The following is a 20931-nucleotide window of genomic DNA, read 5'->3' on the forward strand; positions in this document are numbered from 1 at the left end:
TATGCGGGCAAAAACGCCCTAAAGTGCCAGCGTTATTCCGTGGCACGGTGCTGTGTCTCTGTATCTACGTCTCTTCGCCGGGTCGACCGGCCGCTCCCGTCGCCGTGGGGAGCGGGCCGTCCGGTCAGTCGGCGGCGGAGGCGGGCACGGGGACCGAACCGGTCCCCCCGGGCTCGCGCTCTTCGGGGTGAGGCCGCGGCTCGCGCAGTTCCGCGATGGCGGTCTCGAAGTCTTCAAGGGTGTCGAAAGCTTTGTACACGGACGCGAAGCGCAGGTACGCGACCAGGTCGAGCTCCTGCAACGGGCCGAGTATGGCCAGACCCACGTCGTGGGTGGTCAGCTCGGCACTCCCGGTGGCGCGCACCGCCTCCTCGACCCGCTGGCCGAGCTTGGCGAGGGCGTCCTCGGTGACCGGCCGTCCCTGGCACGCCTTGCGCACGCCGGAGATGACCTTGGTACGGCTGAAGGGTTCGGTCACCCCGCTGCGCTTGATCACCATCAGCGAGGCCGTCTCCACCGTCGTGAAGCGACGGGAGCAGTCGGGGCACTGACGGCGCCTGCGGATCGACGTGCCGTCGTCCGTGGTGCGGCTGTCGACGACGCGGCTGTCGGGGTGCCTGCAGAAGGGGCAGTGCATGGTTCCCTCACCCTCCCTCTTGGCACGACTGAATCACCGCACGGGTCCCCCTAACGGCAGAGACCTGCTCTGTCGGGGGGCTCGTGAAGCAGCCACCAGCATATGCGATGCCTGGACCCTCAGCAGACCCGGGGACCACAACTTCTGGGTGGCAGCGCTCATCCAACCACTAGATCTTGGGTTGTGGTGGATTTTCCCGGCTCCGCGTGTCGCGGCGTCCGATAGCCGGATGAGAGCCCTTGCGGTGCCACACTGACCGGAGACCCGGAAGGTGGCGACCCGACCGGGAAGGGTACCGTAAGCAGCGGATACCGAGCCGAACCCGCGTTCGGCGAACCGATAGCCCATACACCTCTTGATGTGCCCACGCGGGACGATCTGCGATTTTTCACTCGAACGTGTGTTTGGCGCAACCTTTCGAAAGCTACTACCGTTGTCCAGCTAGGGAGAACATTTCGAGAGGGGCCGACGTGACCACCACCGCAGACAGTGCCACCATCACTGCCCAGAACCGCTCCCAGAGCCGACTCGAGCCGGTGCATGCCATGAACGACGCAAACCTGAACCCGGATGCGGAGCCCGTACGCCCCGCACGCTCGCTGCCAGGTCGACCTCCAGGCATTCGCGCCGACAGCTCCGGGCTCACGGACCGGCAGCGGAGGGTCATCGAGGTCATTCGCGACTCCGTGCAGCGTCGGGGTTACCCGCCGTCGATGCGCGAGATCGGCCAGGCGGTCGGCCTGTCCAGCACCTCCTCGGTCGCGCACCAGCTGATGGCGCTCGAACGGAAGGGCTTCCTTCGCCGCGACCCGCACCGCCCCCGGGCCTACGAGGTGCGCGGCTCCGACCAGCCCAGCTCGCAGCCCACGGACACCACCGGCAAGCCCGCCGCCTCCTACGTTCCCCTGGTCGGCCGGATCGCGGCCGGCGGCCCGATCCTCGCCGAGGAGTCGGTCGAGGACGTGTTCCCCCTCCCCCGCCAGCTCGTCGGCGACGGCGAGCTCTTCGTCCTCAAGGTCGTCGGCGATTCGATGATCGAGGCCGCCATCTGCGACGGCGACTGGGTCACGGTCCGCCGCCAGCCGGTCGCGGAGAACGGCGACATCGTGGCCGCCATGCTCGACGGCGAAGCGACCGTCAAGCGCTTCAAGCGCGAGGACGGCCACGTCTGGCTCCTCCCGCACAACGCCGCCTACCAGCCGATCCCCGGCGACGAGGCGACCATCCTCGGCAAGGTCGTCGCAGTACTGCGCCGGGTCTGAACCCTGACCCTGCCGTCTCCATCCAGCCCTCGGAACCCACTGCGCCGGTTCCGGGGGCTGTTCTTCGTGCTGCTCGCTCTGCTCGCTTGCCGGTTGCCGGTTGCCGGTCGTGCTCCCGAGAGCTACTTGCCTTCGGCCTTCGCCGCAGCATCGATCGAGGCCAGGGAGCGGCGGGCCTGATTGCGGTCCGTGGTGTACCAGAAGTCCGGCAGCGTGGCCCGCAGGAAGCTCCCGTACCGGGCCGTGGCCAGCCGGGGGTCCAGGACCGCGACGACACCCCGGTCGCCCATGGCCCGTACGAGACGGCCCGCGCCCTGGGCCATCAGCAGGGCGGCGTGTGTGGCCGAGACGGCCATGAAGCCGTTGCCGCCGTGTTCCTCGACCGACTTCTGCCGGGCGCTCATCAGCGGGTCGTCGGGGCGCGGGAAGGGGATCCGGTCCATGACCACGAGCTGGCAGCTGGGGCCGGGAACGTCCACGCCCTGCCACAGCGACAGCGTCCCGAACAGGCAGGTCTTCGGGTCGGCGGCGAACGCCTTGATCAGCTCGCCGAGCGTCTCCTCACCCTGGAGCAGGATGGGGTTGTCGAGCCGCCCGCGCAGCTCCTCGGCGGCCGCCTTGGCGCCGCGCATCGAGGAGAAGAGCCCGAGGGTACGGCCGCCGGCCGCCTCGATCAGCTCGGCGAGCTCGTCCATCATGTCGCCGCGGGTGCCCTCGCGGCCGGGCGTGGCCAGGTGCTTGGCGACGTAGAGGATGCCCTGCTTCGGGTAGTCGAACGGCGAGCCGACGTCCAGGCCCTTCCAGGCCGGTACGTCGTCCCCTTCGACCCCCTCGGGGGACAGGCCCAGGGAGGCCGCGACCCCGTTGAAGTCGCCGCCGAGCTTGAGGGTGGCCGAGGTCAGGACCACCGAGCGGTCCTCGAACAGCTTCTCGCGCAGCAGGCCCGAGACCGACAGGGGGGCGACCCGGAGGGTGGCGCCGAAGCGGTCGTGGCGCTCGTACCAGACGACGTCGTACTCGGAGAGGTTCGTGATCCGCTCCGCCACCCCGTGGACGCTCTCCACGGCGGCCAGGGCCTGCTTGCGGACCGCGTCCTCGTCGTGGACGGACTTGTCGCGGGTCGCGCCGATCGCCGAGATGACGTTGCGCGCGGCATCGCGCAGGGCCATCAGCGCGTAGCCGAGGTCCTCGGGGATCTCCTCCAGCCGGCCCGGGAGCGCCAGCTCCATGACGCGTTCGAAGGACTCGGAGGCGGTCTGGAGCGAGTCCGCGATCTTCTCGTCGACGAGCTTGGCGGCACGCTTGACGGCCCGGTTGACCTGCCCGGGGGTGAGCTCGCCGGTGGCGACCCCGGTCACCCGGGAGACCAGCTCGTGGGCCTCGTCCACGATCAGGACCTCGTGCTGCGGCAGCACCGGCGCGCCCTCGATGGCGTCGATGGCCAGCAGCGCGTGGTTCGTGACGACGACGTCCGCGAGCTTGGCCCGCTCGCGGGCGGCCTCGGCGAAGCACTCGGCCCCGTACGCGCACTTCGTGGCGCCCAGGCATTCGCGGGAGGACACGGAGATCTGCGACCAGGCCTTGTCCGAGACGCCCGGGGTGAGGTCGTCGCGGTCGCCGGTCTCCGTCTCGTCCGCCCAGTCGCGCAGGCGCAGCAGGTCCTTGCCGAGCTTGCTGGTGGGGGTGGCCGCTTCGAACTGGTCGAAGAGGCCCTCCTCCTCGTCCTGCGGTGCGCCCTCGTGCAGGCGGTGCAGGCACAGGTAGTTGGAACGGCCCTTGAGCATGGCGAACTGCGGGCGGCGCCGCAGCTGCGGATGCAGTGCCTCCACCGTCCGGGGCAGGTCGCGCTCGACGAGCTGGCGCTGGAGGGCCAGCGTCGCGGTGGCCACGACCACGCGCTCGCCGTGGGCGAGGGCCGGCACCAGATAGCCCAGGGACTTGCCGGTGCCGGTGCCGGCCTGGATGAGCCGGTGGGAGTTGTCGTCGATCGCTTCGGCGACGGCTTCGGCCATGGCCACCTGGCCGGGGCGCTCCGTGCCGCCGACGGCGGAGACGGCGGCGTGCAGCAGGTCGGGGAGGGAGGGCTTCGTCATAGCACTGCCAACCCTACGGGGCTCCACCGACAGTGACCGCACCGGCGAGGATTCATGGCTGGTACAGGGGGTTGGGTACGGTGCCGTGCTGCACGGCGTGCGGGCGGTCGGGGCGGTCGCGGTAGCCGTCCTCGTAGAGCCGGTTCCGGTTCAGGCAGAGCCGTCCGATGCGCTCGCCGAGCAGGTCGAAGAGCTCGTAGCGGTCCTTGAGCTCGGGGAAGCGGGCCTGGTGGCGCAGGATCTCCGCCCGTACGAGGGCCCAGAACTCGCTCTCCGGGACGCCGAGGCGGTCCTCGCACAGGGCCGAGAGGTAGCGGAAGACGCCGATGAAGAGCCCGGAGTGGATGAACTGGGGCAGGAAGTCGGCGGGCTCGGCGAGCAGGACCGCGCGGACCTCGTCGGGGAGGGATTCCAGCTCGGGCAGGGGTTCGTTGCTGATGTTGACGTCGTCCACGAAGTCCTTCACCGCAAGCCGGACGGGGACCTCGCGCTCGTCGGAGATCACGACGGCGTTCTCGCCGTGCGGGGAGAAGACGGTTCCGTAGCGGTAGAGGAAGTGGAGGAGCGGGGGCAGGAGCGCCGCGAACAGGTGCTGGAGCCAGACGGCGGGGGCCAGGCCGGACCGGGCGACGAGTTCGGCGGTGAAGGAGCGGCCGCGCGGGTCGGTGTGGAGGAGGGAGGCGAGCGTACGGGCGCGCTCGCCGGGGGCGAGGAGGCCGGTCAGGGGCTCGCGCCAGATCGCGCCGAGGAGCTCCTTGTACTGGTACGGGACCTCGGGGAGCTGGTCGTAGACGGGGTGGCGGATGGTGACGGAGGCGACCTCGCCGAGCAGGATGACGCGGCATTCGTCGCGGAGGAAGGGGTCGGAGTCGCGCAGGGAGTGGATCCAGGCGGTGACGGCCGGGGCGGCGAGGGCGAGCTCGCTGGGCAGGCCGCGCCACACCATGGTGTTGAAGACGGAGAGCGGGAGCTTGACGCTGTGCCGGTCGGGGCGGGTGAGGTTGAGGAAGGTGCGGATCGACTGCTGGGGCAGGCGCAGGTCGGGATCGGCGGGGAGCGGGACGAGGGTGCCGGAGGCGAGGGCCGGGGCGAAGAGGGGGAGGACGACCTCGTCCCACTGCCAGGGGTGGACCGGCAGGTAGAGGTAGCCGAGCGGGTCGAGGCCGCGGTCGCGCAGGGCCTGGTCGAAGGCGGCGCGGGTGACGGGGTCGAGCTCGGCGGCGTAGAGGCGGGCGGGGTCCTCCAGGCCGGCGGTGCCGCGGTAGCTCGCGAGCGAGGTGTGGGCGGCGAGCCAGGGCAGCCGCTGGCGGGTGCGGGCCTCGGGGGCCCATGCCGCGGTGTCGGAGGCGGAGAGTCCGATGCGGCCCTTGTTGAGGACGAGCCAGGGGTGCCCGGTCTGGTGGCCTTCGAGGTCGGCGTAGTCGAGCTCGGCGAGGACGTCGGCGGTGAGCGCGGTGTGGTCGATCCGGGCGTCGGCGGCGAGGGTGGCGCTGAGCTCGCGGACGAGGTGGCCGAGGGTGGGGCCGTCGAGGCGCAGGAGGGCACGGGAGCGGATGAGGAAGGCGTACGGGTCCCCGAAGGCGGTCGGCGGTTCCGTTGCGGGTGGTGGCGGAGTGAGGGTGATGGTGTCCGGGGCGACGTGCCAGCTGCCGTAGGCGCGGCGGCGGGCCCGGAAGCCGAGGCTGCTGCCGTCGTCGAGGGTCAGGGTCCACGCGTCGCCCGCGGCGGCCGGGGCGGGGACGGGCTGGACGATCTCCTCGTAGGCGAACTCGCCCAGCATTTTGGCGAGGAGCCGGCGGGCGGCGAAGTCCCAGGTTGCGCTGGTCAATTCGGGCGGTGTGCAGGGGTGTTGGGGCGACGGGGGCAGGGCGGGGTCTGCGGAGTCGGGGGCTGCGGGGAAATTCTGCACGGGACTCCTCGGAGATCGGGAACTTTGCTGCGTGGCGCAGAGTTTTCGAAGGGAGAGGTGCGGGGCGCGCTCAGAGGAGATTGCGCAGCGCCCGCTCCCGGACCATCAGGGCGGCGCGCTTCTCGGGAAGGTCGATTTCCGCATGACAGCGGAAACCGGAGCTGAGAAAGGCCGATACGGAGGGGGTGTTGCGGATGTCGGGTTCCGCGATGACGCGTGTGCAGCGGGGGCGGTTGTCGAGTACCAGGTCGGCGACGGCGCGCAGCAGTGTGGTGCCCAGGCCCCGGCCGCGGTTCGTGCCGTCTCCGATGAGCAGGTGGATACCGGTGTCGTGGGGGCGCGCCGGGTAGTGGCGGGAGAGCGGGTCGAGGTCGGCCCGGTAGATCTCCCAGTAGCTCATCGGTGTGCCGTCGAGGAGGCCGAGGCAGGGGATGCTGCGGCCGTCCCCGTCCAGCTGTGCCCGCAGGTGTGCGGCGGTGACGGCGGCGGGGCCGGCGAGCTCCCAGTAGGCGGCCACCTCGGGGTCGTTCATCCAGCCGGTGAGGAGTTCCAGGTCGCGTCCCGGTCGGACCGGTTCGAGGCGGAAGGCTCCGGCGGGGGTGTCGGTACTGCCCCAGTTGGCCGGCGAGTCGAGGAGGTCGGCCTCGGCGAGGAGGGGCAACAGCTCGGCGGTGAGCCGCAGTTCGACGGTGTCGTGGAGGGCGTGGGGCGCGTGGGCGGCGTCGGCGGTGGCGGAGCCGGCGGGATCGGCAGGGGCGTCAGTGGTGGGCATGGGGGCTCTCCTCCGTGTCGGTGCCGACGCGTCAATCGTGAAGGGGGTTGGCGATGGTGACGTAGACGGACTGGGTGTCGACGGGGCCGACGAGTTCGTCGAGGCCGCCCAGGCGGGTGAGCAGGTTCGCCTTGCAGCGCAGGGTGGGTGAGTCGAGCAGCTTGGCGGGGAGCGGGCCGAGGCCCGCGGCCTTGCCGAGGAAGCGGCGGAAGGCGGCGAGGAGGACGCGTTCGTCGGCGAGCCGTTGGGATCCGAAGGCGCCGATGAGGCCGAGCACGTTGTTGATGCCGAGGTAGTAGGCGAAGCGTTCGTCGGTGACGGCGTCGGGGACGAAGGTGTCGCTGGCGCTGCCGATGCCGGGCAGCCGGTGCTCCAGTTCCGCGCGGCGGGATGCGCGGAAGTAGTAGCCCTGGTTGTCGCGGTAGCGGCCGCCGATGGGCCAGCCGGCCGGGTCGAGGAGGACCAGGGTGTTCTGCTGGTGCGATTCGAGGGCGATGCCGGCGAGCGCGTCGAAGGCGAGCACGGGCAGGACCACGTGGTCGAGGTAGCGCAGGAACCACTCGGCGGCGACGGCGGAGGTGGTGTGCCCGGTGGCGGCGGCGAGGGCGCAGACGATCTCGGCGAGCCGGGATCGCATGGTGGTGCGGCCGGGCCAGGGGCGGGGTGCGGTGAGTGCGGCGACGCAGACGGCGTCGTCGCCCGAGCGGAAGGGGTTGTGGCGCAGCAGGGCGTCGAGTCCGGGGACGGGGGTGCCGTCCGGGGAGTCGACGGCGACCCAGGCGGGGTCGCGGACGATGTCGAAGCCGGGGTGGGCCGCCTGCCACTGCTCGGCGAGGCCGGTGCGGAGCAGTCGGTGTACCTCCACTCCGCGGTGGAGCTCCTTGCGGAGGTTCTCGCGGCGGGAGTTGGTGATGCGCAGGGCCAGGGAGAGCTTGAGCATCGCGGGCGCGCCGGGGCGGTGGACGGTGCGGACGGACGAGGTGGGGTACCAGGGCACGCCGTAGGGGCCCAGGTCGTGCAGGAGTCCCGCGTCGCGCAGGGCGGTCACGGCGGGGCGCTGGAGCAGGTCGCGGGCCTGCCAGGGGTGAAGGGGAAGGGGGGTGGTGCCGTCGGGGAGCGGGATCCCGGGGGCGAGCCGGCCGAGGAGCTGGGCGGCGGAGACGGGGCGGCCGCGTTCGGTCCAGGCGGAGTCGGTGGCGAGGACGGCGGGGTCGACGGCGATCCAGTGCAGGGGGAAGGAGCCGTGCAGTTCGGGTGAGTAGAGGCGTGCTTCGGCGTCGGAGAGTCCCTCGCGGCTCTTCGGGTCGGGCTGGAGGGGGTGACCGAGGAGGAGGGACTGTTCGGCGGTCAGGAAGCGGTCCACGCCGATGAGGGCGGGGGCGGCCGGGCGTCGTCGCCGGTCGGCGATGAACTCGGCGGTGCGGCGGGCGGAGTCGGCGACGCGGGCGACGAGTTCGGTGCCGGTGTGGTCGGCGGCGGTGTGGCCGGCGGTGGTGGCCGTGCGGGTGCCCTCGCGGGCGAGCAGGGCGGCGAGGGTGACGGCGTCCACGGCCGGTGCGGTGGCGGGTGCGCCGGCGAGCCGGGCGGGCCCGAAGCGGTGCCAGCCCGCCGGGGACCAGTGGCGGACGGCGACGAGCAGCGCGGTGCCGGATGCGGGGAGGGGGATGCGCAGCAGGGTCCCGGCGGGACCGTCGGGGCGGCCGATACCGGCTTCGCGGACCCAGCACCGCAGCAGGTTCTCGACCGCCGCGGCCTCGGCGGCGACGGCGGCGTCGGGGTGGTCCAGGAGGTCGGGCTCCGCGTCCGGGTCCGGCCCGGCGGTGGCGCCCCACGCCGACCGGAACCGCGGCGGGCCGTCCTTCTGCCGCGGCACCAGGGCCGCCGCCACGGCACCGGTGGCGGCGGTGGCGGCCGGGTCCCGTTCGGCGGGGGCGCCGTGGGGCCCGCCGGCCCCGGCTTCCGCGGCTGCCGCCTGCCCGGGGAGGACGGGGGCCCCGGCCGTCCGGGCCGGGGGTGGTGGGGGTGCCTCCCCGCCACCGGCCGGGCCCGGCTGCGGCAACGTGTGCTCGGGCGTGCCGGGGCCCGGCTCGGCGGCCGGGGCGCCGTGGGGGCCGCCGACCCCGCCCGCCGGGGCGGGTTCCAGCCCCCGGGGGAGGCCGGAGGTGCCCTGGGGTGTCCAGGCGGGGGGCGGCGGTGGGGGCTGGGCCCCGGCGACGGCCTCCGGCGGCGCGGCGGCGGCCGCACCGGCCTCCGGATCGCGGCCGGCTCCGGCGGCGGGCGGCTGCTGCCCGGCCACGGCGTCCGGGAGCGGGCGGCGGTCGGGGGCGGCGGCCGGGAGGGGCCGGTGGCTGGGCTCGCCGGCCGGCGGGCGGGGGTCGGCCGTGGCGTCCGGGAGCGGGCGGCGGTCGGGGAGGGGGCGGGGGCCGGGCCTCGTGTCGGGCAGGGCTGCCGGGTCACCTGCCGCAGGGTGGTGGCCGGCCGCGGGGGCCGGGGCGGCTGTCGGGTCGCCGGTCCGGGGGCGGTGGTCGGGCGGGGTGGGCGTGAGGGGGTGGTGGGGCGGGGTGGACTGGTGCGGGGTGGACTGGTGCGGGTCGGGCATCGCGGGTCCTCGGGGTGGCGGGTCAGCGGGGCCGGTGGGCGGCGGCGGCCGGGATGGCGTCGGCCAGGCGGTCGAGGACCGCGGTGGCCTGCTCGTCGGTCAGGGTCAGTGGGGGGAGCAGCCGGACGACGGCGGAGTGGCGGCCGCCGAGTTCGACGATCAGGCCGCGGTTCAGGCACTCCTGGCGGACGGCCGCGGCGAGGGCCGGTGCGGCGGTCCCGGTGTCGGGGTCGACGAGTTCGATGCCGATCATCAGGCCGCGGCCCCGGACGTCGCCGATGCAGGGCTGGGCCGAGGCCAGTCCGCGCAGGGCCGTCAGCATGCGCTCGCCCAGGACGCCGGCGCGCTCGGCGAGCCGGTTCTCCCGGACGAAGGCGAGCGTGGCGGTGCCGGCGGCCATGGCCAGCTGGTTGCCGCGGAAGGTGCCGGCGTGGGCGCCGGGGGCCCAGACGTCCAGGCCCGCACGGTAGACGATCACCGCCAGCGGCAGGCTGCCGCCGATCGCCTTGGACAGGACCATCACGTCGGGCACGACCCCGGCGTGGTCGACGCCCCAGAAGGCGCCGGTTCGGCCCACGCCCGTCTGCACCTCGTCCGCGATCAGCGGGATGCCCCGGGCCGCGGTGATCTCGCGCATCCGGCGCAGCCAGGCGTCGGGGGCCGGGATGACCCCGCCTTCGCCCTGCAGCGGCTCGAGGATCATGGCCGCGGGGGCGGGCACCCCGCCCTTGGGGTCGTCCAGGAGGTTCTCCGCCCAGCGGGCGCCGAATTCGGCTCCCTCGGGGCCGCCGACTCCGAAGGGGCAGCGGTAGTCGTGCGGGTACGGCAGCCGGGTCACCCGTACGTCGGGGGCACCGCCGGAGGCGTCCAGGGCTCCGGCGGTCATCCCGTGGTACGCCCCGGTGAACGCCAGCAGCCCGGAGCGCCCCGTCGCGGTGCGGACCAGCTTCAGGGCGGCTTCGACGGCGTCCGTCCCGGCCGGCCCGCAGAACTGGATGCGCGCGTCGGCGGCCAGTTCCGGCGGCAGGCTGGCGAACAGCTCGGTGGTGAAGGCGTCCTTGACCGGGGTCGCCAGGTCCAGCACGTGCAGCGGGGCGCCGGAGTCGAGGACTCCCCTGATGGCTTCGAGCACGACCGGGTGGTTGTGGCCCAGCGCGAGGGTCCCGGCGCCGGAGAGGCAGTCGAGGTAGCGCCGCCCGTCGGCGCCCTCGATGGTCAACCCCCGGGCGCGCACCGGGACGATGGGCAGGGAGCGGGCGTACGTCCGGGCGGCGGACTCCCGCTGCGCCTGCCGCCGCAGGATCCCGTCCGGCACGGCCGATCCGCCGGCCGTACCCGTAACTCCGCGGGCACCTGCCCCGGTTCCGGGCTCGGCTCCTGTGCCCGCCGTCGGCCCCGGTCCGCGGCCGCCCTGGGCCGGTACCTGGAAGGGGATCTGCGCCGCGGCCGCCGCGGCCGGCTCGGTCAAAGCCACGAGTGTCGTCCTCCCGCACGGATGTCTCTTCCGGATTGCGCCTCGAACACGAACGCTGCTCCCCCATCCCCCGTACGTACCAACGACGGTGACGGCGCGGGATCACGGGTGGGCCCAAGATCCTTGCCCGCCAAGGGCCGGGAGCGGGGAACCGCGGCCCCGGGCTGTGCCGTCCCCACCCTCGGCGGCATAGTGGGGGGCTGCACTCCACGCCCAGCAACCACCAGGGGGACGAACGACATGCGACCGAACCGACCGGTCACCGCGATCCTGTGCGCGGCCGCGCTCGCGCTGACCGCGGCGGCCTGCGGCCCCGGCGACGGGGAGGCCGGCGGCGACGCCAAGCCCACCGTGGCGGCGAGCCTCCCGAGCGCGGACGGGATCAAGATCCCGGACCAGCTCAAGGACAAGCTGAAGCAGCACGGCTTCGACCTGGAGAAGTGGAAGGGGGGTGAGTGGAAGAACTGGAAGAAGGAGGACTGGCTCCGCGAGGCGGGCGACTACATCAACCCGATCATCGAGGGCCTGTGGGACCCGGACCGCATGCGTGACGCCGAGCAGCCCCAGCGCCCGGCCGTCGACCCGGACGCGGGCAAGGACCAGGGCGTCACCGACCCGACCCCCGCGGCGGTGAGCGCCAAACCCGCGAACGCGCCCTACCACACGAGCGTTCCGGAGTCCGGCAAGGTCTTCTTCGACGGGCCCGAGGGCTCGATGGTCTGCTCGGCGACCGTGGTGAAGGACCCGGCCCACCCCGGCAAGTCCAACATGGTCTGGACGGCGGGCCACTGCGTGCACGCGGGCAAGTCCGGCGGCTGGTACCGCAACATCGCCTTCGTGCCGTCCTACAACAACGCCGGCAAGCCGGCTGCGCAGCTCAAGGGCGCGCCGCGCGAGCAGGTGGCCCCGTACGGCGTCTGGTGGAGCGACTGGGCGCAGACCTCCGACCAGTGGATCTCGACCGGCGGTCCGACCGGCGGCGCGGGCGCCCCGTACGACTTCGCGGTGCTCCACGTGACCCCCGAGAAGGGCAGCGGCAAGTCCCTGGAGGAGACGGTCGGTTCGGCGCTGCCGGTGGAGTTCAACGCTCCGGCCGTGCCGAAGGTCGCGGGCATCACGGCGACCGGCTACCCGGCGGCGGCTCCGTTCGACGGCCAGAAGGCCTACCAGTGCACGGACAAGCCGGGCCGGCTGTCGCTGAGCGCGAACGACCCGGTGATGTACCGCATCGGCTGCACCATGACCGGCGGTTCCTCCGGCGGCGGCTGGGTGGCCGCGGGCGCGGACGGCAAGCCGGCGCTGGTGTCGAACACCTCGATCGGCCCGGCCAAGGCGGGCTGGCTGGCCGGTCCGCGGCTCGGCCCGGAGGCGAAGGGCATCTTCGATGCCGTGAGCGGCAAGTTCAAGTAACGCGACAGTGAATGACCGAGGGCCCCCTGCGATGCAGGGGGCCCTCGGTCATTCACAGCGCTCGGCGCCTACCGCTTCGCCAGCGCGTACGGAGCCAGGTCCGCCGCCAGTTCCTGGTGGACCCGCGCCTTGAGCAGGGTGCCCTCCGGGGTGTGCTCCTCGGAGATCACCTCGCCCTCGGCGTGCGCCTTGGCGACCAGCGAGCCGCGGGTGTACGGCACGAGGGCCTCCACCTCGACCTCGGGCCGCGGCAGCTCGGTGTCGATGAGCGCGAGGAGTTCCTCGATGCCCAGACCCGTGCGCGCCGAGACGGCGATGGAGTGCCGCTCGATCCGCAGCAGCCGCTGCAGGACGAGCGGATCCGCGGCATCGGCCTTGTTGATCACGACGATCTCGGGCACGTTCACCGCGCCGACCTCGCGGATCACCTCGCGCACCGCCGCCAGCTGCTCCTCCGGCGCCGGGTGCGAGCCGTCCACGATGTGCAGGATGAGGTCGGAGTCGCCGACCTCCTCCATCGTGGAGCGGAACGCCTCGACGAGGTGGTGGGGCAGGTGCCGGACGAAGCCGACGGTGTCGGCCAGGGTGTAGATGCGGCCGCTGGGCGTCTCGGCCCGGCGCACGGTCGGATCGAGGGTGGCGAACAGCGCGTTCTCCACCAGGACGCCCGCGCCCGTGAGGCGGTTGAGCAGAGAGGACTTTCCGGCGTTGGTGTAGCCGGCGATGGCGACCGAGGGCACCTTGTTGCGGCGTCGTTCCTGCCGCTTGATGTCGCGGCCGGTCTTCATCTCCGCGATCTCCCGGCGCATCTTCGCCATCTTCTCGCGGATCCGGCGCCGGTCGGTCTCGATCTTGGTCTCACCGGGGCCTCGGGTGGCCATGCCGCCACCGCCGCCGCCACCCATCTGCCGGGACAGCGAGGCACCCCAGCCACGCAGGCGCGGCAGCATGTACTGCATCTGCGCGAGCGCGACCTGGGCCTTGCCCTCTCGGGACTTGGCGTGCTGGGCGAAGATGTCCAGGATGAGGGCGGTCCGGTCGACCACCTTCACCTTGACGACGTCTTCGAGGGCGATGAGCTGGCCGGGGCTGAGCTCGCCGTCGCAGACGACGGTGTCGGCGCCGCTCTCCATGACGATGTCACGCAGCTCGCGGGCCTTGCCCGAGCCGATGAAGGTCGCCGGGTCCGGCTTGTCGCGACGCTGGATCACGCCGTCGAGTACGAGGGCACCTGCCGTCTCGGCGAGGGCCGCGAGCTCCGCGAGGGAGTTCTCGGCGTCGTTCACCGTGCCGGAGGTCCAGACACCGACGAGGACGACGCGCTCCAGGCGGAGCTGTCGGTACTCGACCTCGGTGACGTCTTCGAGCTCGGTGGAGAGGCCGGCCACGCGGCGCAGTGCCGCGCGCTCGGAGCGTTCGAACTGGTCGCCGTCCCGGTCTCCGTCGATCTCGTGGCTCCAGGCGACGTCCTCTTCCATCAGGGCATCGGCCCGAAGGCTCTCGGTGAAGCGGTCCTGGGAAGGGGAAGAAGAGGAGGTCATTGGATCCTTACGTCGATTCGAATAGCACGGTCACGCCACACTAACCGGCAGGTTAGCTGTCACGTCCAACGTGTCCGGTCGCCCGGGGATTCCCCGAGCGGTCCCGTCGATGGTGACATGCCCGTTCCGGGACGGTCACACGCTTTTTCCGCTCCACTCCGGGTGGCCGGGCATCGCCGGGGTGGTCTTCCCGTACAGCCAGGGCTCCAGGAAGGGCCCGACGTCCCGCCCCGCCTCCCGCGAGGCCAGGCGTACGAAGTCGGCCGTGCTCGCGGTGCCGTCCCGGTGCTCGGCCACCCAGCGCCGCTCGACGCGGTCGAAGGCCTCGGTGCCGATCTCCTGCCGCAGCGCGTAGAGGATCAGCGCGGCCCCGTCGTAGACCACCGGCCGGAACAGCCCGATCTTCTCGCCGGGGGCGGCGGCCTTCGGGGCGGCCGGGGGGCCGCCGGCGGCCCGCCACTGGTCGGAGCGCTGGTACGCCTCGCGCATGCGCCGCTCCAGGGAGTACTTGCCGAGCCCGTCCGCGTACAGGGCCTCGTACCAGGTGGCGTGTCCCTCGTTGAGCCACAGGTCCGACCAGCTCCGGGGGGTGACGCTGTCGCCGAACCACTGGTGGGCGAGCTCGTGGACCATGACGGATTCGACGTACCACTCGGGGTAGCCCTCGCCCGAGAACAGGTTGTGCTCGAAGAGCGAGAGGGTCTGGGTCTCCAGCTCGAAGCCGGTGGTCGCCCGCGCGATCAGGACGCCGTAGTTCTCGAAGGGGTACGGGCCGACCCGCTCCTCCATCCACGCGATGTGCCCGGAGGTCTTCTTCAGCCAGGGCTCCAGCCGCTGCCGGTCGGCGGCGGGGACCACGTCGCGCAGCGGCAGACCGTGCGGTCCGGTGCCGTGGACGACGGCGGAGCGGCCGATCGAGACCTGGGCCAGCTCGGTGGCCATGGGGTGCCGGGTCCGGTACGTCCACGTCGTCGCGGGGCCCGTGCGCAGGGCGGGGACCGCCGGCACCCCGTTGGCGACGACCGTGAGCGCCTCCGGTGCGGTGACCCGGAAGGTGAAGTACGCCTTGTCGGCGGGGTGGTCGTTGCAGGGGAAGACGCGGTGCGCGGCGTCGGCCTGGTTGGCCATGGCCAGGCCGTCCTCGGTGGGCACCCAGCCGCCGTCCCCGCGGCCGCGCGGGTCGCTGGTGTGGCGGACGGTGATGTGCAGCGGGATGTTGGCGATGACCGGTCGCGCGGGGGTCAGGACGAGGTCCTCCCCGACGCTCTCGAACCGCGCGGGCTCGCCGTTGACCTCGGCGGACGCCACCTTTCCGTGGGTGAAGTCGAGGTTGATCCGCTCCAGCGGCTGCAGGGCGCGGGCGTCGATGACGGTGACCGCGTCGAGGGGGCTCAGGTTGTCCTTGTACGTGAGGGACAGGTCGTACGAGAGCACGTCGTAGCCGGGGTTCCCGAGCTCGGGGAACAGCCGGTCGCCGATGCCCAGCGGCTTCGGCGGGGGCAGCACGGCGGCGACGAGGGTGAGGGAGGCCGCGGCGAGCAGGGAGGCGCGCAGGCGCGGGGAGGTGAGCTGCATCCACCACCGCTTACCAGGGGCCGCCACCGGGCCGCGCACGGCGCGCGACGGGTCCACCCGAACGGGGCCTTCCGGAGGCGACCGGGCCTATGCGGGGCCGGCCTTCGGCTACGCCCTCTTCACGTCGTACACGCCCGGGACGTCCCGCATCGCCCGCATCAGGGCCGGCAGCCCGCCCGCGTCCGGGAGCTGGAGGGTGTAGGTGTGCCGGACGCGCTGCTCGACGGGGGGTTCCACGGTCGCGGAGACGACCTCGACGCCCTCGCGGGCGATGGCCTCGGTCAGGTCGGCCAGCAGGTGCGGGCGGCCGAACGATTCGGCGAGCAGCGTGACCCGGCAGTCCGCCGTCGCCCGCCAGTGCACGGCGACGGAGGTGCGGCCCACCGCCCGCATCTGCGCGACCGCCGCGCAGTGGATGCGGTGCACGGTGACGGCCCCGCCGCGGACCACGAATCCGGCGACCGCGTCCGGCGGCACGGGGGTGCAGCACCCGGCGAGCCGCACGGTGGCGTCCGGCAGGTCGGCGACGGCGTTGCCCCCGCCGCCCCGGGCCCCGATCACCGACAGCGGTGCGCGGGCGGCCGTGGTGGTGGCCATCGCGCGGTCGGGGTGGGCTTCCAGCCAGCTGCTGATGGCGATCCGGGCGGCCGGGGTGCGCGCGTGGTCCAGCCACTCGGCGGCGGGCCCCGAGGAGGCGTCGTGGGCGAGCAGCAGTTGCACGGTGTCGCCGTCGGACAGCGGGGAGGAGAGGGAGGTGAGGCGCCCGTTGACCCGGGCGCCGATACAGCCGTGGGCCGCCTCGCCGTGCTGCGCGTAGGCGGCGTCGATACAGCTGGCCCCGGCGGGCAGGCCCAGGGTGCCCCCGTCGGCCCGGAAGACGGTGATCTCCCGGTCCTGGGCCAGTTCCTCGCGCAGGACGCTCCAGAAGGTGTCGGGGTCGGGTGCGGACTGCTGCCAGTCGAGCAGCCGGGACAGCCAGCCGGGCCGGGTCGGGTCCACCCGCTCCTCGTCGGGATCGGCGGCGGCGTCGGCCGTTGCGGTGGCGTACGGATTGCCGAGCGCCACCACGCCCGCCTCGGCGACGCGGTGCATCTGCCGGGTGCGGACGATGACCTCGGCGACGTATCCCTCGGGCGTGGCGACGGCGGTGTGCAGCGACTGGTAGAGGTTGAACTTCGGGACGGCGATGAAGTCCTTGAACTCCGAGACGACGGGGGTGAAGCAGGTGTGGAGCTCCCCGAGGACGGCGTAGCAGTCGGCGTTCTCGCCGACGAGGACGAGGATGCGGCCGAAGTCGGAGCCGCGCAGCTCGCCGCGTTTGAGGGCGATGCGGTGTACGGAGACGAAGTGCCGGGGCCGGACCTGTACCTCGGCGGTGATCCCGGCCTCGCGCAGGACGGTCCGTACGGAGTCGGCGATGGCGGGCAGCGGGTCGCGTTCCCCGGCGTGGGCCGCGATGAGCGCGCGGGTCTGCTCGTACTCCTCGGGGTGCAGGATGGCGAAGACGAGGTCTTCCAGCTCGGTCTTGAGGGCCTGGACGCCGAGTCGTTCGGCGAGCGGGATGAGGACGTCGCGGGTGACCTTGGCGATGCGGGCCTGTTTCTCGGGGCGCATCACGCCGAGGGTGCGCATGTTGTGCAGGCGGTCGGCGAGCTTGATGGACATGACGCGGACGTCGTTGCCGGTGGCGACGAGCATCTTGCGGAAGGTCTCGGGTTCGGCGGCGGCGCCGTAGTCGATCTTCTCGACCTTGGTGACGCCGTCGACGATGAAGCAGACCTCGTCCCCGAACTCCTCGCGGACCTGATCGAGGGTCACGTCGGTGTCCTCGACGGTGTCGTGGAGGAGAGAGGCCGTCAGGGTGGTGGTCTCGGCGCCGAGTTCGGCGAGGATCAGGGTGACGGCGAGCGGGTGTGTGATGTACGGCTCACCGCTCTTGCGCATCTGGCCGCGGTGCGAGGTCTCCGCGAGGAGGTACGCCCGCCGCAGAATGGACAGATCGGCGTCCGGATGGTGGGCGCGATGGGCCTCCGCGACATGGCCGATGGCGTCCGGAAGCCGGTCGCGGGACGTGGGCCCGAGCAGGGCCGCGCGCCCGAGCCGGCGCAGATCGAGCCTGGTCCGGCCGCGTCTGCGGAGCTCAGGGCGCGCTTCGGGGTGTGCTTCGGGGTTCGTGGCCTCTGCACTCATGGGCACCTCCGGCGGCTTCGACCGGCGGTGGCAGGCATGGGGTGAGCCCTCAGGGCCGGTGCCTGATGTTACCGACCCCACCACGTGGCGCAGTCCACCTCTCGCTGAGCGTGAAACGGATCACCCATTAGAGGGAAGCTTCAGGCGAAAGCCGTTTCGGTGAGCCAGGCCGCGTCGAACTCGCCCGCGGCCACGATCACGGCCGGTCCGGTCATGTCGATCCGGCCGTCGGGGTGTTCGGTGATGGTGAGGGTGCCGCCGGGGAGGTCGACGGTGTACGTGGCCGGTTCGCCGGTGACGGCCGGGTCCACGCCGTCGCGGCGGATGGCCGCTACGGCCACGGCGCAGGCGCCGGTGCCGCAGGAGCGGGTCTCGCCGGAGCCGCGCTCGTGGACGCGCATGGCGACGTGCCGCGGGCCGCGGTCGACGACGAACTCGACGTTGACACCCGTCGGGTAGGCGGAGGCCGGGCTGAACGCGGGGGCGTCGTACAGCGTTCCGGCGTCGTCGAGGCTTTCAACGAACGCCACCGCGTGCGGGTTCCCCATGTTCACGTTCCGCGCGGGCCAGTTCCTGGCGCCGACGCCGACGGTGACCTCGCCCTCGGGGAGCACGGCGCTCCCCATGGAGACCGTGACGTCTCCCGTCTTGTCGAGGTGGACGCGCTTGACCCCGCCGCGGGTGGCGATCGCGAGGTCGCCGGGCTCGACGTGGCCGGCGTAGTGGAGGTAGCGGGCGAAGACGCGGACGCCGTTGCCGCACATCTCGGCGATGGAGCCGTCGCTGTTGCGGTAGTCCATGAACCACTCCGCCTCGCCGGCCAGGTGCGCGGCGTCGGGGTGTGCGGCGGACCGGACGACGTGCAGGACGCCGTCCGCGCCGATCCCGGCGCGCCGGTCGCACAGCTTCGCGACGGCGGACGCGGACAGCTCGACGGCGTTGTCCTGGTCCGGGACGATCACGAAGTCGTTCTCGGTGCCGTGGCCCTTGAGGAAGGGGAGGGTGGTGTGCGTCACCCGCCCATGGTATCGAGCCGCAGCTCAGGGGCGCGGAGCGGTCCGGTGAGCGGACATCGTGCCCGGCACGCCGAGCTCAGCGCAGCCGGGCGACCCGGTACACGGCGAGTGCCACGACGACGAGCGCGGCGGCGGCGTACAGCGCGGCCATGCGCCAGTCGGGGCGCCGGCCGCTGCCCCTGGCCGGGAGCCCGGGCCAGGTGTAGCCGACCCGGCGGGCGGCCATCATCCCCCAGCCGCCGGCGCAGCAGCTGATCAGGAAGCCGAGCATGGCGACGACGGCTCCGCCGTCGCCGAACTCGAAGGCGAGCGGGAAGGCGAACATCAGCGAGCCGGCGGCGGCGAGCAGCACGATGGGGGCGATCTGCCACAGGCGCAGGCGGCGCTGCGGACGCAGTTCGACCTCGTATTCCGGTCCGGCGGCGGCTTCGGCCTCCGCGGAGTCGGGGGTGTCCGGGCCGTCGGGGGTCAGGCGTGCCGGGTCGGCGGGCAGCCCGAGACCGGCGGGGCCTTCAGGACCGTCGGCGCCTTCGGGACCGTCGGAGCCATCGGGACCGCCGGGAACCGCGGGACCCTCCGGCCGGTCGAGAAGCTTCGGGTCCGCTTCCCGCCGGGTGTCGTCCCGCCCGGTGTCACGAGGGCCGGCCTCCATCGCCACGCGCCCTCCCCACTCGGACTCAGTACGCCGCCATTCACTGCCGGTGACCGCACCCGCAGGAGTTGATGATGGCACGCCCCCGGCCCCCGAACGGGCGCCCGGGGCGTCCCGATGCCATCACGTGATCAGGCTGTAACCGCTCGTTCGACCAACGACTGCGCGAGTCCGGGGAGTTCCCCGCGCTCGGCGACGCCCCCGCCGAGCCAGTGCACACGCGGGTCACGGCGGAACCAGGAGTCCTGGCGGCGGGCGAACCGCTTGGTGGCCCGGACGGTTTCGGCCCGGGCCTCCTCCTCGGTGCACTCGCCGGCGAGTGCGGCCAGCACCTGCTGGTAGCCGAGCGCCCTGGAAGCGGTGATTCCGTCGCGCAGCCCCCGGGCCTCCAGCGCGCGGACCTCCTCGACGAGCCCGTCCTCCCACATGCGGTCCACGCGGCGCGCGATCCGCTCGTCGAGCTCGGGCCGGGCCACGTCGACGCCGATCTGCACGGTGTCGTAGACGGACTCGTGGCCGGGCAGGTTGGCCGTGTAGGGGCGGCCGGTGATCTCGATGACCTCCAGCGCGCGGACGATCCGGCGGCCGTTGCTGGGCAGGATCGCCTGGGCGGCGGCCGGGTCGGCGGCGGCGAGGCGGGCGTGCAGGGCGCCGGAGCCGCGCACGGCGAGCTCTTCCTCCAGGCGGGCCCGGACCTCCGGGTCGGTGCCGGGGAACTCCATGGCGTCGAGGGCGCCCCGTACGTAGAGGCCGGAGCCGCCGACGAGGATCGGTGTGCGGCCTTCGGCGAGCAGTTTGTCGATCTCGATGCGCGCGAGGCGCTGGTACTCGGCGACGCTCGCGGTCTCGGTGACATCCCAGATGTCGAGGAGGTGGTGCGGGACCCCTCCGCGCTCGGCAGTCGTCAGCTTGGCGGTGCCGATGTCCATCCCCCGGTACAGCTGCATGGAGTCGGCGTTGACGACTTCGCCGTCGAAATGACGGGCCAGGTGGACGCCCAGATCGGACTTTCCGGCCGCGGTGGGACCGACGACGGCGATGACCCGCGGTGCGGGGGCTGCTTTCCTCACCGCCCCAGTCTCGCAGCCCCTGGTCAAGACGCGGCCATGTACCCGATCGAGTTACGTGACGGGGTGGGGGTGGGGTCGTTGCCCTGGCGAGGTTCCGGCCCGGAGCGTGCCCGGCACGCTGCGCCCGTCCGTATCCGGTGGAGGCCGGTCCGGCCAAGGCGGAACTTCACTCACACGAGTAACGTTATGGGAGTAGACATGGGCGTTTTTGATCGGTTTTTTCGCCGTAAGGACGAGGTTGCGACCGAGGAGGTCACGGCCGAGACCCTGACGGCGGAGTCCGAGCCGGCCGAAGAGGCCGAGGCCGCGCCTGCTGTCGCGGAGGCTCCGGCGGTGGAAGCCGTGGAGATTCCGAAGCAGCAGTCGGCCGAGGCGGCCGCGGACAGCGAAACCGGCGAGGGCGCCCGTACGTAGCTACCCGCCATTGGAAGGTGACCCATGAGCCTGCTGGACAATCTGAAGGCCAAGCTCGCTCCGGCGAAGGAGAAGGTCGGCGACCTCGCCCAGCAGCACGAGGGCAGGATCGGCGAGGGTCTGGACAAGTTCGCCAAGGTCGTGGACACCAAGACCAAGGGCAAGTACAGCGACCGGATCATCAGCGTCGAGGGCAAGGCGAAGGACGCCCTGGGCAAGATCGCGCACAAGGACAACCCCGGCGGTCCGCCGACGGTACCGCCCGCGGCCACCTGACGCGGTCACGGAAGGGGCGCGGAACCGGCACCGGCCGGTTC

General features: G+C 72.8%; 16 protein-coding genes. 4 read left to right on the forward strand and 12 right to left on the reverse strand.

Annotated features, from left to right (window positions below):
• Nucleotides 1-124: 124 nt before the first annotated feature.
• The gene (nrdR, locus tag ACFTXQ_RS05825) at nucleotides 125-637 is read right to left on the reverse strand and encodes a transcriptional regulator NrdR (protein WP_382636222.1); all 513 of its coding nucleotides are present in this window, start codon (nucleotides 635-637) and stop codon (nucleotides 125-127) included.
• 470 nt (nucleotides 638-1107) lie between these two features.
• Between nrdR and lexA the strand changes: the two genes are divergently transcribed.
• Nucleotides 1108-1899: a transcriptional repressor LexA gene (gene lexA, locus ACFTXQ_RS05830; RefSeq protein ID WP_382636223.1), complete on the forward strand. Its 792-nt coding sequence runs from the start codon at nucleotides 1108-1110 to the stop codon at nucleotides 1897-1899.
• A gap of 122 nt (nucleotides 1900-2021) precedes the next feature.
• On the opposite strand, the gene ACFTXQ_RS05835 is transcribed toward lexA, so the two are convergent.
• The 5 genes from ACFTXQ_RS05835 to ACFTXQ_RS05855 form a co-directional block, all read right to left on the reverse strand.
• Entirely contained in the window at nucleotides 2022-3992 is a 1971-nt protein-coding gene (locus tag ACFTXQ_RS05835) for an ATP-dependent DNA helicase (RefSeq protein ID WP_382636224.1), read from the reverse strand.
• 52 nt (nucleotides 3993-4044) lie between these two features.
• Entirely contained in the window at nucleotides 4045-5901 is a 1857-nt protein-coding gene (locus ACFTXQ_RS05840; RefSeq protein WP_382636226.1) for an IucA/IucC family protein, read from the reverse strand.
• A gap of 70 nt (nucleotides 5902-5971) precedes the next feature.
• Nucleotides 5972-6673 (reverse strand): GNAT family N-acetyltransferase, encoded by a 702-nt coding sequence (locus tag ACFTXQ_RS05845; protein ID WP_382636227.1) that lies wholly within the window; start codon nucleotides 6671-6673, stop codon nucleotides 5972-5974.
• A 31-nt stretch (nucleotides 6674-6704) separates the two neighbouring features.
• A complete protein-coding gene (locus ACFTXQ_RS05850; RefSeq protein WP_382636270.1) occupies nucleotides 6705-8816 on the reverse strand; it encodes an IucA/IucC family protein in 2112 nt (703 codons plus the stop codon).
• Between the two features lie 478 nt (nucleotides 8817-9294).
• The gene (locus ACFTXQ_RS05855) at nucleotides 9295-10587 is read right to left on the reverse strand and encodes a diaminobutyrate--2-oxoglutarate transaminase family protein (protein ID WP_382636272.1); all 1293 of its coding nucleotides are present in this window, start codon (nucleotides 10585-10587) and stop codon (nucleotides 9295-9297) included.
• Between the two features lie 399 nt (nucleotides 10588-10986).
• Between ACFTXQ_RS05855 and ACFTXQ_RS05860 the strand changes: the two genes are divergently transcribed.
• Entirely contained in the window at nucleotides 10987-12156 is a 1170-nt protein-coding gene (locus ACFTXQ_RS05860; protein WP_382636229.1) for a trypsin-like serine peptidase, read from the forward strand.
• Between the two features lie 68 nt (nucleotides 12157-12224).
• On the opposite strand, the gene hflX is transcribed toward ACFTXQ_RS05860, so the two are convergent.
• From hflX to miaA, 6 genes are all read right to left on the reverse strand, one after another.
• Nucleotides 12225-13697: a GTPase HflX gene (hflX, locus tag ACFTXQ_RS05865; RefSeq protein WP_382636230.1), complete on the reverse strand. Its 1473-nt coding sequence runs from the start codon at nucleotides 13695-13697 to the stop codon at nucleotides 12225-12227.
• A gap of 135 nt (nucleotides 13698-13832) precedes the next feature.
• Complete coding sequence (locus tag ACFTXQ_RS05870; RefSeq protein ID WP_382636232.1) at nucleotides 13833-15272, reverse strand: M1 family metallopeptidase; 1440 nt, start codon at nucleotides 15270-15272, stop codon at nucleotides 13833-13835.
• Between the two features lie 108 nt (nucleotides 15273-15380).
• Nucleotides 15381-17462, reverse strand: a complete 2082-nt coding sequence (locus ACFTXQ_RS05875) for a RelA/SpoT family protein (RefSeq protein WP_382636234.1) — start codon at nucleotides 17460-17462, stop codon at nucleotides 15381-15383.
• Nucleotides 17463-17602: 140 nt separating this feature from the next.
• Nucleotides 17603-18478, reverse strand: a complete 876-nt coding sequence (gene dapF, locus ACFTXQ_RS05880; RefSeq protein ID WP_382636236.1) for a diaminopimelate epimerase — start codon at nucleotides 18476-18478, stop codon at nucleotides 17603-17605.
• 76 nt (nucleotides 18479-18554) lie between these two features.
• A complete protein-coding gene (locus ACFTXQ_RS05885) occupies nucleotides 18555-19130 on the reverse strand; it encodes a hypothetical protein (protein ID WP_382636274.1) in 576 nt (191 codons plus the stop codon).
• A 131-nt stretch (nucleotides 19131-19261) separates the two neighbouring features.
• The gene (miaA, locus tag ACFTXQ_RS05890) at nucleotides 19262-20200 is read right to left on the reverse strand and encodes a tRNA (adenosine(37)-N6)-dimethylallyltransferase MiaA (protein ID WP_382636238.1); all 939 of its coding nucleotides are present in this window, start codon (nucleotides 20198-20200) and stop codon (nucleotides 19262-19264) included.
• A gap of 198 nt (nucleotides 20201-20398) precedes the next feature.
• Here miaA and ACFTXQ_RS05895 point away from each other — a divergent pair, with 198 nt between their 5' ends.
• Together ACFTXQ_RS05895 and ACFTXQ_RS05900 are read left to right on the forward strand one after the other, a co-directional pair.
• The gene (locus ACFTXQ_RS05895) at nucleotides 20399-20614 is read left to right on the forward strand and encodes a gliding motility protein (protein WP_382636240.1); all 216 of its coding nucleotides are present in this window, start codon (nucleotides 20399-20401) and stop codon (nucleotides 20612-20614) included.
• Between the two features lie 24 nt (nucleotides 20615-20638).
• Entirely contained in the window at nucleotides 20639-20890 is a 252-nt protein-coding gene (locus tag ACFTXQ_RS05900) for an antitoxin (RefSeq protein WP_382636242.1), read from the forward strand.
• The last annotated feature ends 41 nt before the right edge of the window (nucleotides 20891-20931 follow it).

It is taken from the genome of Streptomyces sp. NPDC057010, from assembly GCF_042673805.1.
Taxonomy (GTDB): Bacteria; Actinomycetota; Actinomycetes; order Streptomycetales; family Streptomycetaceae; genus Streptomyces.

Bases quoted from the DNA above. Each gene is read 5' to 3' on its own strand.
- ACFTXQ_RS05870 (WP_382636232.1), bottom strand. From the start codon at position 15,272: ATGCAGCTCACCTCCCCGCGCCTGCGCGCCTCCCTGCTCGCCGCGGCC.
- nrdR (WP_382636222.1), bottom strand. From the start codon at position 637: ATGCACTGCCCCTTCTGCAGGCACCCCGACAGCCGCGTCGTCGACAGC.
- ACFTXQ_RS05895 (WP_382636240.1), top strand. From the start codon at position 20,399: ATGGGCGTTTTTGATCGGTTTTTTCGCCGTAAGGACGAGGTTGCGACC.
- ACFTXQ_RS05845 (WP_382636227.1), bottom strand. From the start codon at position 6,673: ATGCCCACCACTGACGCCCCTGCCGATCCCGCCGGCTCCGCCACCGCC.
- ACFTXQ_RS05900 (WP_382636242.1), top strand. From the start codon at position 20,639: ATGAGCCTGCTGGACAATCTGAAGGCCAAGCTCGCTCCGGCGAAGGAG.
- hflX (WP_382636230.1), bottom strand. From the start codon at position 13,697: ATGACCTCCTCTTCTTCCCCTTCCCAGGACCGCTTCACCGAGAGCCTT.
- ACFTXQ_RS05885 (WP_382636274.1), bottom strand. From the start codon at position 19,130: ATGGAGGCCGGCCCTCGTGACACCGGGCGGGACGACACCCGGCGGGAA.
- ACFTXQ_RS05860 (WP_382636229.1), top strand. From the start codon at position 10,987: ATGCGACCGAACCGACCGGTCACCGCGATCCTGTGCGCGGCCGCGCTC.
- ACFTXQ_RS05835 (WP_382636224.1), bottom strand. From the start codon at position 3,992: ATGACGAAGCCCTCCCTCCCCGACCTGCTGCACGCCGCCGTCTCCGCC.
- ACFTXQ_RS05875 (WP_382636234.1), bottom strand. From the start codon at position 17,462: ATGAGTGCAGAGGCCACGAACCCCGAAGCACACCCCGAAGCGCGCCCT.